This is a genomic window from Hyalangium versicolor (assembly GCF_020103695.1).
GTDB lineage: Bacteria > Myxococcota > Myxococcia > Myxococcales > Myxococcaceae > Hyalangium > Hyalangium versicolor.
The window spans coordinates 24,670-38,355 of record NZ_JAHXBF010000055.1 but is presented as its reverse complement, the minus strand read 5'-3'; the positions used below and the strand labels follow the sequence as shown (position 1 = coordinate 38,355).

Below are 13,686 nucleotides of genomic sequence, written 5' to 3'. Positions count from 1 at the left end.
GGGCGCTCGGCTCAGGGCTCCACAGGCGAACTCCCGGGCGCTGGCGTCAGCTCCCCCTACCCACCACCGGCGGAACTCTGCAAGTCACCCGTTTCGAGCCGCTTACGCGTTTGGTGCTAGCACCGCTCATGCCACAAGATGCATTGGTTTAGACAATGCATCCCGTGACAAATACCGCAGCATCGAGGCCTGTGACCGGGCAGGGCCTACGGCGTACCGAAGTCCTGCGTCCAGTAGTGCCGGTAGGTGCTGCCGGCCTTGTTGTAGTACCCCACGCCCAGGTGCTTGTAGGTGCCGTTCATGATGTTGTTGCAGTGACCGGTGCTGTTCATCCATCCCGTCACCGCAGCCGCCGGAGTGGCGTATCCGGCGCCAATGTTCTCCGCCGCCGCGCGCCACGTGTAGCCCGCCGAGGTGATGCGCTGCGAGAACGCCGAGCCGTTCGAGCCCGTGTGGCTGAAGAAGTTGTTGTCTCCCATGTCCTTCGAGTGCTTGCGCGCCGCACAGCGCAGCCGAGTGTCCAGCGTGAGCGCCGCCACCGGAGGCTTGCTGACGCCACCACAGGAACCTCCCGCGGCGCGCCTCTGGTTCACCAGGGTGAGGACCTGATTCTCGAAGTCGGTCCACGCCGGATCCCACGTGGTCACGTCATCGCAGTACGCCAGCACCGTGAGCATCCGCTCCACCTCGGACTCCGCTCGCTCGGCTTGCAGGCTCTCTCCGATCACTCCCTCGGAAGTCGCCTCTACTCGCTCCTCTGCCCCACAGCCCGCCAGCAGCGCCGCTCCCACCCACACAGCGACTCCCCAGTTCATCTTTCCCATGGCACTCTCCTTTTCCATAATTACTGCTTTTACTTGTTTTGCGCGTTATGGATCGCACGCCAGGAGGGTAGACGTAAAGGCCCCGGATCTCCTCCGTGCCCAGGGGCAGCACGACCGCTTTGTGGAAGACTGAAGGCCCATGTTTGGTGCTCTTCGTTCATCGCTCGTGCCCCTGCTTCTCGTGATCTGCGCCTTCCACGAGGCTCCCGCGCAGGGGAAAACGAACAAAGCACTGACCGAGCGCACTCCCAATGAGGCGCGCGTGGAGCGCGTCCTCCAGTCCCTGTCCCTGCGTGACAAGGTGGGCCAGTTGCTGCTCGCGTATCCGCAGGTCAGCAAGGAGGGCCCCGTCGAGGTCGGCGGCGTGCTCTTCGTCGGGCCCACGCTGCGGAAGATCCACGCCGCCAAGGACCGCATCCGCACGGCGCGCGAGCATGCCCGCGTCCCGCCCTTCTTCGCCGTGGACATCGAGGGCGGCAGCTTCAACCGCCTCAACCGGCACCCCTCCCTCAAGGACCTGCCGCTCGCGCGAGAGATGGCGGAGCTGGCCGAGTCCGACGTCGAGGCCTGGGGCGTGCGCGTGGGCAAGGCCATGCGCGAGGTGGGCCTCAACATGAACCTCGCCCCCGTGTTCGACGTGGCCTCCGCCGGCCACATGTTCCGCAACGGGCGCTCGTTCTCGGGCGATCCCGAGATCGTCAAGAAGAAGGCCACCGCCTTCGCCCGCGGACTCGCCCGCTCCGGAGTCGCCGCCATCGGCAAGCACTTCCCCGGCTACGGAGATCTCGACTCCGACTCGGACCACGAGCGCGCCACCGTCGACTGGGACGAGCAACGCGTGCGCACCGAGGCCTCCGTGTTCCGCGCCGCCGATCCGTTCCTCGGCGGAGTGATGATGTCCAACGTCGTCTACTCGAAGTTCGGCTCCAAGCCGGCCATCCTCGAACCGTCCCTCGTCTCGCTGGCCCACGAGAGCGGCTGGATCACCATCACCGATGACGTGGCCATCCGCGCCCTCGCCGAGCAGATCGGCGCCGAGCGCGAGGAAGTCGTCCGCCTCGCCTTCCTCGCCGGCAATGATCTCATCCTCACCACCGAGCCTCCCGACTGGAGCGGCGGCCTCGACTACTTCGGCATCCTCACCCGGCTGGCCGAGTCCGATCCCCGCATGGCCGAGCAGCTCAACGCGGCAGTGCGGCGCGTCCTGCGCTTGAAGGATCGCCTCGGCCTGCTGGATGGCATGTAGGCAACACCCGGCCCCTCCGCGGGGCAGGCAGGCAGGCCGCTCAAGGCTCTGGCCAACATGCCCCCTCCTCCATTAGGGTGTTCCCCACCTGAGGAGCGCTGCAACGGGGCCGAATCCCCGCCAGGCTCAGGTTCTGTAACGGCGCTCGCTGACTCGAGGCTGTGGGCCCGGGAAGCGAGCGAGAGCCCGCCTCCTCCCCCCAGCCCCCTGACATCAGGAGCAACGCAAATGAGGGCTGTCAAAGACCTGTCCAAGTTCACCGATTACCACGTCGCCGACATCAAGCTGGCCGACTGGGGCCGCAAGGAGATCGCGATCGCCGAGACCGAGATGCCCGGTCTCATGGCCATCCGCGACGAGTTCGCCAAGACGCAGCCCCTCAAGGGCGCGAAGGTCGCGGGCTCGCTCCACATGACCATCCAGACCGCGGTCCTCATCCAGACCCTGGAGGCCATTGGCGCCGAGGTCCGCTGGGCCTCGTGCAACATCTTCTCCACCCAGGATCACGCCGCCGCCGCCATCGCCGCCAGCGGCACTCCCGTGTTCGCCTACAAGGGCGAGTCCCTCGAGGAGTACTGGGACTTCACCCACCGCATCTTCGAGTTCGCCGACGGCGGCCCGAACATGATCCTCGACGACGGCGGCGACGCCACCCTGCTGCTCCACCTGGGCAGCAAGGCCGAGAAGGATCCCTCCGTCCTGTCCAACCCCGGCAGCGAGGAGGAGACCTTCCTCTTCAACGCCATCAAGAAGCGCCTGGCCGCCAAGCCCGGCTGGTACTCCAAGACGGCCGAGAGCATCCGCGGCGTCACCGAGGAGACCACCACCGGCGTGCACCGCCTCTACCAGATGGCCAAGGACGGGAAGCTCATGTTCCCGGCCATCAACGTGAACGACTCGGTCACCAAGTCCAAGTTCGACAACATCTATGGCTGCCGTGAGTCGCTCGTGGACGGCATCAAGCGCGCCACGGACGTGATGATCGCCGGCAAGGTCGCCGTCATCGCCGGCTTCGGCGAGGTGGGCAAGGGCTCGGCCCAGGCGCTGCGCGGGCTCCAGGCCCAGGTGTGGATCACCGAGATCGATCCCATCTGCGCCCTGCAGGCCGCCATGGAGGGCTACCGCGTCGTCACCATGGACTACGCGGCCGAGCACGCCGACATCTTCGTCACCGCCACCGGCAACTTCAAAGTCATCACCCACGAGCACATGAAGCGGATGAAGAACAACGCCATCGTGTGCAACATCGGCCACTTCGACAACGAGATCGATGTCGCCAGCCTCAAGCAGTACAAGTGGGAGAACATCAAGCCCCAGGTCGACCACATCATCTTCCCGGACAACAAGCGCATCATCCTGCTGGCCGAGGGCCGGCTGGTGAACCTGGGCTGCGGCACCGGCCACCCCAGCTACGTGATGAGCTCCTCGTTCGCCAACCAGGTGCTCGCCCAGGTGGAGATCTTCGCCAACCCCAGCAAGTACAAGCCCGGCGTCTACATGCTGCCGCGCCACCTGGATGAGAAGGTGGCCCGCCTCCAGCTCACCAAGCTGGGCTCCATGCTCACCGAGCTCTCCCCCGAGCAGGCCAAGTACATCGGCGTGCCCAAGGAAGGCCCGTACAAGAGCGACCACTACCGCTACTAGGCCGCTCCGCCCCTGAAATAGGGCCGAAAAAGGTAAGAAAAAGGGTCACCCTGGGTGCTGGGGTGGCCCTTTTTCCTTTCTATAAACCCCTGAAACTCTTGGAATTACAGCACGACGCAACTTCCTGCCCACATGTCGGACAATTAAAGCAGCCAGCCCACAAACGCCCAGGGAGCTCGTCATGATTCGCAACGCCGGCAAGCTGATGATGGTCGCGGTGGCCCTGTTCTCGACGGCTTCGTGGGCCGGCCCGCTGGCGCTGTGGGTGGGGCAGACGTCGTTCCTCGGCTTCCCCGGCAAGGGCTGCCAGGTGACCGTCTCGAACGAGTCGGTGATCGAGGTCGTCACCTCCAAGAGCGGCGCGGAGATTCGCGCGAAGCACCCGGGCACCAGCCAGGTGACGCTCAAGCTGCGCGACGGCGACACGCACCAGTTCACCGTGCACGTCACCCCGAGCGGCGCCGAGGTCTATTCCACCTCCCGCGCCGAGTCGGAGCACAGCGGGTTCAGCCTCTCCCCCGCTCCCGCGGCGAGCAAGAGCGGCACCGCTCAGGCCAACAAGGCTGATCAGGGCAAGGCCAGCAAGACGCGCACGGCCGAGCGCGACGCGAAGGCGGATCGCCCCCGCGCGTGAGCCCGGGCAGGGTGGCGGGCGCCTGAGGGTGGCTCGCCAAGGTTCCAGCAGCGGACTGCCGGCAGTTCCACGGCTTGTCCGCTGCATGCATTTTTGTTACCCCGGAGGCTCGTCCACCTTCCCGAGTCCTCCATGAGCACTGGCATGCCCCTTCCGCACGGGCGCGGCAGCATCTCCGCGGAGGGCAGTTCCGCGCACGGCCCGCCCGTGCTGGAAGCGGCGGCACGCCTCCGCATCCTGGTCAATCTCTCGCGCCAGTTGGCCGAGGCCAGGACGGATCTCGATCTCGTCTTCGACACGGTCTGCGCCCACCTCGTCTCGGTGCTCGGGGATGGCTGCGCCGCATTCCTCCTGCTGGACGACAACACCTCGCTCGAGCCCGTCACCATCCGGCACCGGGATCCGGCGCGGCGCCTGCTGCTGGAGCAACTCAACCAGGCGCGGAAGCTGCGCGTCGGGGAGGGGTTCACGGGCAGCGTCATGGCCTCGGGCAAGTCCCTCTTCTTGGCGGATGTCGATGCCGCGATCCTGGATGCCACCACGCTCCCCGAGTACAAGCCCTATCTGGATCAGGTGGGGGTGCGCAGCATGCTGGTGGTCCCCCTGGCGGGCCGAAGCCGGGTCCATGGGGCCTTCTGGCTCACCCGCGATCCTGGCAGCCCGCCCTACACCCCTGCGGATCGGGAGCTGGTCGAAGCGATCGCGGACTGCACGGCGATGGCGCTGGACAGCGCGCGGATCCAGCTCGAGCACGGAGACGATCGCCGGAGGCTGGCCGAGGCCGCCTCTCGCACGGCAAGGCTGCAACAGGTCACCGCGGCGCTCTCGAGCGCGGCCACCCCCGAGGAGGTGTCCTCGGTCGTCGCTCACCTCGCCGTGGGAGCCATGGAGGGCGTCGCCGGCTCGCTCGTGCTGCCGAACGAGTCGCGGACCGAGCTGCACATCCGCTCCTATATCGGTCACACCCACGTGCCCCACGTGGTCAAGGCCTTCCAGGTCCTCCCCGTCACGGCGAACAACCCGGTCGCCATCTCCTACCGAGAGAGAAAACCGTTCTTCTTCTCGGATCTCATCAGCTACGGCGCGCAGTTTCCCGAGCTGCTCGCCAGTGCCTCCGAGGCGGGGTACGAGGCCGCGGCGGCGCTGCCCCTGCTGGCGCGCGGCGAGGTGTTGGGCGTGCTCTGGGTCCGCTTCGCGACGCCTCGTCCGTTCGAGGAGGAGGAGCGCGCGCTCATGTCCACCATGGTGGCCCAGTGCGCGCAGGCGCTCGAGCGCTCGCGGCTCTACACCCGCGCGCAGAAGGCCGTCGCGCAGCGGGATGAGTTCCTGTCGGTGGCCGCGCATGAGCTGCGCACCCCGCTGGCCGCGATGAAGCTTCAGATCCAGTCCCTTCAGCGGAACCTGAGCCGCCCGCCGGAGGCCGAGGACAACAAGCCCCAGCTCATCGCCAAGGCCGATGCCGTGGCGCGCCAGGTCAAGCGCCTGGAGGCGCTGGTCACCGATCTGTTGGATCTCTCGCGGCTCACGGCCGGCAAGCTCGCGCTCCGGCTCGAGGAGGTGGATCTCCACGAGCTCGCGCGCGAGGTCTGCGAGCGGATGGCCGAGGAGGCCACGCGCGCCCAGAGTCCACTGACGATATATGCCGAGAGCCGAGTGCGAGGGCACTGGGACCGGGCGAGGCTGGACCAGGTGCTCTCCAACCTCCTGAGCAACGCGCTCAAGTACGGCGCGGGCGGGCCCATCGACGTCACCCTCACGGCCGATAGCACCTGGGTCTTCTTGAGCGTACGGGACCGAGGCATCGGCATCCCGCCCGAGGACCAGGCTCGGATCTTCGAGCGGTTCGAGCGCGCTGTCCCGGGCCGGAACTACAGCGGATTCGGCGTGGGGCTGTGGATCTGCAAGCAGATCATCGATGCGCTCGGAGGCCGGATCCGCGTCGAGAGCCAGCAGGGCCAGGGCTCCACCTTCGAAGTCACCCTGCCCACCAAGCGAGAGCCGTGAGCCGGCTCACAGGGCGCGCACGTAGAGCGCCTTGAGGTACTCTGTCTCCAGCAGGCCCGCGAGCACCGGGTGATCCAGCCCTGCTCCGCGCCGCTCGAGGATCTGCACCGGACGGCGAGCGTCCTCTGCCGCGGAGAGCACCATCTCCTCGAAGGCCTCGCGCCCCAGCTTCCCCGAGCAGGAGCAGGTGACGAGCAACCCCTCCGGCTTCAGGCACTTCAGGGCGCGCAGGTTCAGCTCGTGGTAGGCGCGCAACGCGGTGGACAGACCCTCGCGGCGCTTGGCCAGGCCGGGAGGATCCAGCACCACCGTGTCGAAGCGGCGGCCCGAGTCAGCGAAGCGCCGCAGCACATCGAAGGCGTTGGCGTTGTCCACCGTCACGTTGGTGCGCCCGTTGCGCGCGGCGTTCTCGCGGGCCCGCTCGGCCGCCTTCGCGTCCTGCTCCACCGCGAGCACCGTGTCGCACGTGCGGCTGAGCGCCAGTGCGAAGCCCCCGTGGTAGCTGAAGAGATCCAGCGCTTCGCCGCGGGCCAGCTCTCCGGCGCGCAGGTGGTTGTCCACCTGGTCCAGGAAGGCGCCCGTCTTCATGTCGCCCAGCAGGTCCACTTCGAAGCGGTTCTCACCCTCGTGGTAGGTGAAGCGCGCCTCGCCCGTGCCGTGCAGCAGCGTCACCTCGCGCTTCAGGCCCTCGAAGTCCCGGCCGGAGGCATCATCCCGGCACACCACGTGCGTGGCGCCCGTCCGCTCCACCAGCATCCTCGCCAGTAATTCCTTCCGGGCGTCCATCCCCTCCGAGAGGGTCTGCACCGTCAGTCCCGCGCCATAGCGGTCCACGAAGAGGCCCGGCAGCAGATCCGCCTCGCCATGCACCAGCCGCAGCCCATCCCGGTGCTTCAACGGGGCGCGGCGCGCCAGGGCGGCGTCCAGGCGGTGGCGGAAGAAGGCCTCGTCCACCGGCTCTTCGGTGGGCGGACGGCGCGTGAGCAGGCGCAACGCCAGCGGAGAGCGCTGCGCGTAGAAGGCCTGGCCAATGGGGTTGCCTTGCGGATCCACCACCGCCACCACCGCTCCGCGAGCCTCCACGTTGGGAGGCTCGGTCAGCTCGGTGCGGTAGAGCCAGGGATTGCCTCGGCGCAGGCTCTTGGCGCCCTTGAGGCTCACACGTGCGATGGGGAGGGCTCGGGTGGCCATGGTCACTCCAGGCCGCGTGCGGCCAGTTCCTCGTCGTCCTCGCCGCGCAGGTGCCCCACCTCGTGCAGCAGCGTCACCTGGATCTGCTCCAGCAGTTCCTGCGGGGTGCGCACAGCGCGCGCGAGGTTTCTCCGGTAGAGCACCACCGAGCGGCAAGGTGTCTCCGAGCCGTCGCACGGTTCGCCCAGCGGCGGGCCCCGGAAGAGCCCCAGGATCGTCGGCGACAGCGGCGGCTCCCCCGACAGGAGATCATCATCCACGGGGATCTCCTCGGCGGCGACGGGGATGCCTTCCAGGTCCTTGCGCATGTCCTCGGGCAGCGCCGCCACGGCGTTTGCCACCTGGGTACGGAAGTCGGCCTCGCTGGGCAGGGGCGGCACGGGGAAGTCTTCGGGCGCCAGCTCGCGGGCTTTGTCGAAGTGGACCTGTGCCTGCTTCCACTTGCCCTCGCGCTCGAGCAGCAGCCCCACATGCTGGTGCGCGTGCGCCCCATGCTCCGGATCACTCAGCAGCGCGGAGAACGCGGCCTTCGCCTCCGAGAAGCGGCACAGCTCGAAGAGCGCCAGGGCCCGCTCGTACGTGGCCTCTCGGTTGTTGGGCTCGTGCGCCAGGACGATGGCCGCGCGAGCCAGGGCCTCGTCCGCCTGGCCGAGATCATTGAAGGCCATGGCCGAGATGAGGGCGAACTGCACCACCATGTCCGGCACCATGCCCGGCTTGGCCAGGCCCCGCTCGGAGTAGAGCAGCCCCAACTCATCCCGCTCGCGCGAGGAGGGCAGATCCACCGCGTACAGGTGCGCCGCACCCAGCAGACCATCCGGCGAGTCTGGATCGATCGCGAGCGCCCGGGCGAAGGCCATCTGCGCCTCCGGCACCCGGTCCAGCGCGGACAGCGCCATGCCGCGCTCGGCGTGGGCCTCGGCGTTGTCGGGCTCCAGGGCGGCGGCCTGGGCCGCGCAGGAGAGGGCCTCCTCATAACGCTCGTCGTCGTAGTAGTGGCGCGCCGCCTCGAGCGGAGACTTCCCCTCCGAGTGGCAGACGGAGAGCGCGGTGACGGCCGCCGTGGACGCGTCGGGCTTGGCCTGGGTCGCCGGGGGGGAGGCCGTCACCGGCGCGACAGCGGCCACCCCGGCATCCAGGACAGACGCCGTCCGAGGAGGCTCCGAAGAGCTCCGCTGACAGGCACCGAGCAGCAGGAAGACAGCGAGCAGACCGCGCCGCGACATGGCGCCGCAGGGTACGGCATCCCTCTCGGCACGGGAAGAATCGTCACGCCTGCCTGCCTGGGTTGGAAGCGCAGGTGCCGGGCGGCTCGGGTCCGTCGTAGGGTGCGCTCCCATGAGAGCCCTCATTCTCGCGTCGACCTCGAGCGCCCGCCGTGCCCTGATGGATGGACTGGGCCTGCCCTATCAGGCCGAGGCTCCCGGAGTGGACGAGGACGTGTCCCCTTCCCTCTCGGCCCGCGAGGCGGTGCAGGTGCTCGCCGCGCGCAAGGCCCGTGCCGTCCACGCCCGTCACCCGGAGGCCTGGGTCATCGGCGCGGACCAGCTCGTCCAGGTCGAGAGCGAGGTGCTCGCCAAGCCCGCGGATCGTGACGCCGCGCGGCGTCAATTGGGCAAGCTTCTCGGACACACCCACGACATCTGCACCGGCGTGTGTCTGGTCGGTCCCGGTGGCCACATCTCCGAGGCGTTGGAAGTGTCCCGGCTCACCTTCTACCCGCTCGCGGCGGAGGAGCTGGAGCGGTACCTGGACCTGGGCGAGTGGCAGGGGTGCGCCGGCAGCTACCGCGTCGAGGGCGCCGGGCAGGCGCTGCTGGCACGGCTCGAGGGAGATCGCACCAACGTCCAGGGGCTGCCCATGCTCACCGTGGTGCGCATGCTGCGTGAGGCCGGGTTCTCGTTCTTCGACCGGCCGACGCCGTGACACCCGCCAACAGTCCCGCTACTTCCCGCCCACGGGCGGCAGGAGCACCCGAAGCGTAAGCCCCTGACCTGGCTCCTGGGCGGTGGACACTTCGGCGCCACCGCGCCGCAGCACCTGGTAGGACAACGCCAAAGCGAGGTTGAGGCGCATCGTCCGGCCCTCGCGATCCAGCTCCACGCGCGGATCGAAGATGCCGTGGCGCTCGGCCTCCGTCAGCGTCAGGGTCTCGTCCTGGAAGATGACCGCCGGTTGCGTGCCCTCCCACGTCGTCCGAACCCGCAGCGCTCCCTGGCTCTGCGTCCGCTGGCGATCCGGCGCACAGAGGAATGCCAGCAGGTTGAGCAGGGCCGAGCGAAGATCCTCTCGCGAGAGCAGCGCCGTGCACGGCTGAGCCTCGATGCTGAGCTGACGCAGGTGCTGGCGCTCCTGACCTGGGAGCGCCTCCACACACTCGCGGAGCACGTCATTGACGTCGACCTGCTCCGGAAACGCGGCCTCGCGAGAGGAAGCAAGGTTGGAGAACCCCGCGACGAGTTCGGCGATGCGCTTGACGCCATCCAACGTCTCGTCGATGACCTCGGCGATCTCCTGGACGAGCCGATCCTTCCGCGATGCGTCCTGTCCCTCCCCGGCCAGACCGAGGGCATGCACCTGAGCCTCGGGAGTGCCCAGGCTTCGCAGGTACTGCGCGGCGCCCTTGGCCGAGAGCCACAGGTCGCCCATCACGGTGGAGTAGTTGCGCAGGGCATCGAGGTTCGCCCACACGTAGGCCAGCGGGTTGTTGACCTCGTGGGCCACGGCCCCGGCCAGCTTGCCTGCCAGGGCCAGCTTCTCGGTGTGGACGAGCTGCTCGCGCGTCGCCATGAGCTCGGAGATCTTCTGGGCCAGCTCGTCATACAGGCGCGCGTTGTCCAGGGAGACGGCCAGCTGGCTGGCGAACACCGTGCCGCGCTGGAGCTCGGACACGGAGAACTCCTGGGAGTGCGAGCGGCGCAGCGCCACCAGGGCTCCCAGGTGGCGGTCGCGGGCAACCAACGGATACACGAGCGCGAAGGCGTAGGAGTCTCCCTCCCGCGAGGACGTGACCATGGGCATCATCGGAGACGGCAGCCGAAGCGCCGTCCCGGAGGCGCTCACCCTCCGCGCCAGCTCCGTGAGCAGCTCCGCGGATGGGAGCGAAGCCTCCGTCATCCGGTGGATGTCGAAGTCCTTACTGTCCGCCCTGTTCAGCAGAAGCCCGATGTCATCGGCGCGCAGCACCCGCTGGGCCTGCGTCACCACAAGCCGCACCAGGTCCGAGTGCTTCAGCGTGGCCAGCAGCGCGCGGCTCGCCTCGTAGAGGGCCACCACGCTCTGCAGGTGGTTCTTCTGGCTCGCCCGCTCCAGCAGGAGCGTCAGCTCCGCCGGATCATAGGGCTTCTGGATGTAGTCGTAGGCGCCACGCTTCATGCAGGCGACGGCCGTCTCCACGCTCGCGTAGCCCGTGGCGACGATCACCTCGATGTCCGGATCCAGCGCGCGCAGCGCCTCCAGGGTCTGCACGCCATCCATCCCCGGCATCTTCAGATCGGTGACGGCCAGATCGAACTTGCGGCGCTTCACGGCCTCGACCGCGGCCAGGCCGTTCTCGGCCGTCTCCACGTCGAAGCCCTCCTGCGAGAGCTCGTACATGAGCATGTCGCGGATGCCCGGCTCATCATCGATGACAAGGACAGCGGCACGAATGGTCATGGAGACTCTCCGGAGAGCGTGCGCTCGATGGTGCCGAGCAGCACATCCAGCTCGACCGGCTTGAACAGGCAGATGGCAGCACCCGAAGCGGTGACACGCTCCTCGAAGGAATGCGAGGCATCCGAGCTGCTGCTCACGACGAGGACCTTCTGCTCCGGCCGCAGTTCGCGGATCTTCTCGAGCAGTTCAGGGCCGCTCAGCCGGGGCATGTGGACGTCCAGGATGACGAGATCGAAGCTCCGCGTCTGGATGATCTGGAACGCTTCCCATCCATCGACGGCCATGACGAGTTCGACGCCCAGCGGCTCCAGGGTGAACTGGAAGAGGTCGCGAATACCCTGCTCGTCATCCGCGACCAGGATGCTCGTGCCCGCCGGAATCGTCATGCGCTGACGGCCCCCGCGGTGGGATCCAGGGGCAGCTCCACCGTCATCCGCGTGCCCTGGCCCACCGCGCTGTCCACATCGATGTGGCCCCGGTGCTGCTGGATGATCTCGTACACGAGGCTGAGCCCCAGGCCGGTGCCCTCGCCCACGCCCTTGGTGGTGAAGAAGGGCTCGAAGATGCGCGGGAGCACGTCCGCCGGGATGCCTCCGCCCGTGTCCGCGACCTCCAGGCTCACGCCGCCCCGCTCATTCGAGCGCGTGCGCACGGTCAGCGCCCCGCCGCCCTTCATCACGTCCAAGGCGTTGGTGCCCAGGTTCACCAGCACCTGCTGAAGCTGGGTCGTGTTGGCCTTGAGCCCCGGCAACCCGTCCGCGAGCTCCACCACCAGCTTCACCCCTTGCGTCTTCGCGCGGGCCTCGATGAGGACGAGCGTGGAGCGCACCAGCGCATTCAGCTCCACGGCCTCGAAGTTCTTCTTGCCCGTCCGAGAGAAGGTGAGCAGCTCCTGCACCAGGTTCTTGCAGCGCAGCGCCTCGCGGACGATCGAGGTGACGGGCAACCGCAGGGGATCCTTGTCGGGGACCCGCCGCTCCATGCCCTGGGCGAAGCCAAGGATCACCGCCAGCGGGTTGTTGATCTCATGCGCCACGCCTCCGGCGAGCTGGCCCACCGCGGCCATCTTCCGGCTCTGGACGAGCTGCTCCTGCGCATCCGCGAGCTGACTCAGCCTCACCGCCAGCTCCTCGTTGGCCTTCTGCAACTCCACCGTGCGCTCCTCCACGCGCGTCTCGAGCATGGCCTGGTGCTCGTGCTCCTGGCGCAGGAGGCGCTGGAAGGCGCGCGCCAGCGTTCCGGACTCATCCACGCGATGAGCAGGCAACTGGGACAGTGCCACGCGATCACCTCGGCTGATGGCGTCGGCAATGGACGTCATCGATCGGATCGGCTGCACGAAGCCCGCCGCGACCAGGTAGCCCAGGAAGATCATCAGCGGCAGCAGCGCGCCCGAGGCCGTCAGCGCGGCCCAAATGATCGCGGAGGTCTGCCGCTGCTGCTCGGCCCGAGAGAACGCGACGACCAGGGACGCATGGAGCGCCTCTCCGACGGGCAGCGCCACATGAAGCAGGTGGCTCTCGTCCTTCGTGGTCAGAGTGTTGACGGGCAGTGGCACGACGGGACTGGGAGGCACCGCGCCCCACTGGGCGATCACCGCTCCGTCGGGCGCATAGATGACGGCATAGGTAGCGTCCGGGCTCTTGGAAAGAGCACTCAGCCGCTCGGTGGCCGCCTCCGGGTTGTCGAAATCGACGGCCGCGGAGACGACGGTCGCCATCACCGTGGTCAGGTTCGTGGCCCGCTCCCGCAGGAGCTCCCCCGTCTGCGAGGTCAGCGAGCCCGTCAGCGACACGGAGAGCACGAGCGCCGTCGCCAGCACCACGAGCGAGACCAGCCCCACCAGCTTGACCTTGAGCGGCCGGGCGCTCACGAAGCGCTTGCAGGCGCTGATCATCGCAGCACCTCGCTGACCGCGAGCATCTCGGGCTGCAGCTCGGCCCCCTCGGCAATGGCCGCTCGGAGGTTCACCAGCAGCCCCGCCTTCGAGCCCCGTCGCAGCAGCCCGATGCTCAGACCCTGGCGGACATCGCTCTCGCGCCCGGAGAAAGACAGGACCTTGTAGCGCTGGGTGACGCCCAGGATGGACTCCTCGGCATCGGTGAGCCCCGGGCAGAAGTAGACAGCCGTCACCTGGGAGCGCGAGACGGCGGCCTCGAGCGCCTCAGGTGAGGCATAGGGAATGCTGACGATTCGCACGGGCAGGCCCCGGATCTGCGCTCCGCGCGCGGCGTCCTGGAGCGCAGCGGCCATGTCGAGCCCGTAGGCCTCGGACTCGGCACGCCCCTCTCGGTAGAGCACGGCGATCGTGACGGCTTCGGGTGCGCGCTCGCGCAGGTTCCGATCGTAGGGAAGAACCCGGAGCATGAGCGCTGCCTGCCGGTCAGGTGGCAGATCCTCGGCGGCCATGGCGGCACGGCCACTGGCCAGCGTCAGGACCAGGAGGGTGGCAGTAGGAAGGGGGAGCCTCATCATCGCAAGCCCCC

At 68.2% G+C, this 13,686-nt stretch carries 12 protein-coding genes and 1 riboswitch; of the genes, 5 read left to right on the top strand and 7 right to left on the bottom strand.

Annotated features, from left to right (window positions below):
• Positions 1-206: 206 nt before the first annotated feature.
• The gene (locus tag KY501_RS51825; protein WP_224373019.1) at positions 207-824 is read right to left on the bottom strand and encodes a CAP domain-containing protein; all 618 of its coding nucleotides are present in this window, start codon (positions 822-824) and stop codon (positions 207-209) included.
• A 139-nt stretch (positions 825-963) separates the two neighbouring features.
• Between KY501_RS51825 and KY501_RS51820 the strand changes: the two genes are divergently transcribed.
• The 4 genes from KY501_RS51820 to KY501_RS51805 all read left to right on the top strand — a co-directional run bounded on the left by KY501_RS51820 (position 964) and on the right by KY501_RS51805 (position 6,352).
• Complete coding sequence (locus KY501_RS51820; protein ID WP_224373018.1) at positions 964-2,070, top strand: glycoside hydrolase family 3 N-terminal domain-containing protein; 1,107 nt, start codon at positions 964-966, stop codon at positions 2,068-2,070.
• An 84-nt stretch (positions 2,071-2,154) separates the two neighbouring features.
• Positions 2,155-2,224: riboswitch (S-adenosyl-L-homocysteine riboswitch) on the top strand.
• Positions 2,225-2,298: 74 nt separating this feature from the next.
• Positions 2,299-3,714, top strand: coding sequence for an adenosylhomocysteinase (ahcY, locus tag KY501_RS51815; protein ID WP_224373017.1), 1,416 nt, complete (start codon positions 2,299-2,301; stop codon positions 3,712-3,714).
• A 181-nt stretch (positions 3,715-3,895) separates the two neighbouring features.
• On the top strand, positions 3,896-4,348 hold the full coding sequence (locus KY501_RS51810; protein WP_224373016.1) for an Ig-like domain-containing protein: 453 nt from the start codon (positions 3,896-3,898) through the stop codon (positions 4,346-4,348).
• 144 nt (positions 4,349-4,492) lie between these two features.
• On the top strand, positions 4,493-6,352 hold the full coding sequence (locus KY501_RS51805) for a sensor histidine kinase (RefSeq protein ID WP_224373015.1): 1,860 nt from the start codon (positions 4,493-4,495) through the stop codon (positions 6,350-6,352).
• 6 nt (positions 6,353-6,358) lie between these two features.
• Here the strand turns inward: KY501_RS51805 and KY501_RS51800 are convergent, their stop codons facing one another.
• The gene (locus KY501_RS51800; protein ID WP_224373014.1) at positions 6,359-7,543 is read right to left on the bottom strand and encodes a class I SAM-dependent rRNA methyltransferase; all 1,185 of its coding nucleotides are present in this window, start codon (positions 7,541-7,543) and stop codon (positions 6,359-6,361) included.
• 2 nt (positions 7,544-7,545) lie between these two features.
• A complete protein-coding gene (locus KY501_RS51795; RefSeq protein ID WP_224373013.1) occupies positions 7,546-8,769 on the bottom strand; it encodes a metallopeptidase family protein in 1,224 nt (407 codons plus the stop codon).
• Between the two features lie 112 nt (positions 8,770-8,881).
• On the opposite strand from KY501_RS51795, the gene KY501_RS51790 reads away from it, so the two are divergent.
• Positions 8,882-9,469, top strand: coding sequence for a Maf family protein (locus KY501_RS51790; protein ID WP_224373012.1), 588 nt, complete (start codon positions 8,882-8,884; stop codon positions 9,467-9,469).
• 18 nt (positions 9,470-9,487) lie between these two features.
• On the opposite strand, the gene KY501_RS51785 is transcribed toward KY501_RS51790, so the two are convergent.
• The 4 genes from KY501_RS51785 to KY501_RS51770 are packed head-to-tail and all read right to left on the bottom strand — an operon-like array spanning position 9,488 to position 13,675.
• Positions 9,488-11,200, bottom strand: a complete 1,713-nt coding sequence (locus tag KY501_RS51785) for a response regulator (RefSeq protein ID WP_224373011.1) — start codon at positions 11,198-11,200, stop codon at positions 9,488-9,490.
• A complete protein-coding gene (locus tag KY501_RS51780) occupies positions 11,197-11,586 on the bottom strand; it encodes a response regulator (protein ID WP_224373010.1) in 390 nt (129 codons plus the stop codon). Before KY501_RS51780 ends, KY501_RS51785 begins: the two co-directional genes overlap by 4 nt.
• Positions 11,583-13,097, bottom strand: a complete 1,515-nt coding sequence (locus KY501_RS51775; protein ID WP_224373009.1) for an ATP-binding protein — start codon at positions 13,095-13,097, stop codon at positions 11,583-11,585. Before KY501_RS51775 ends, KY501_RS51780 begins: the two co-directional genes overlap by 4 nt.
• Positions 13,094-13,675 (bottom strand): YfiR family protein, encoded by a 582-nt coding sequence (locus KY501_RS51770; protein WP_224373008.1) that lies wholly within the window; start codon positions 13,673-13,675, stop codon positions 13,094-13,096. Before KY501_RS51770 ends, KY501_RS51775 begins: the two co-directional genes overlap by 4 nt.
• Between the last annotated feature and the right edge of the window lie 11 nt (positions 13,676-13,686).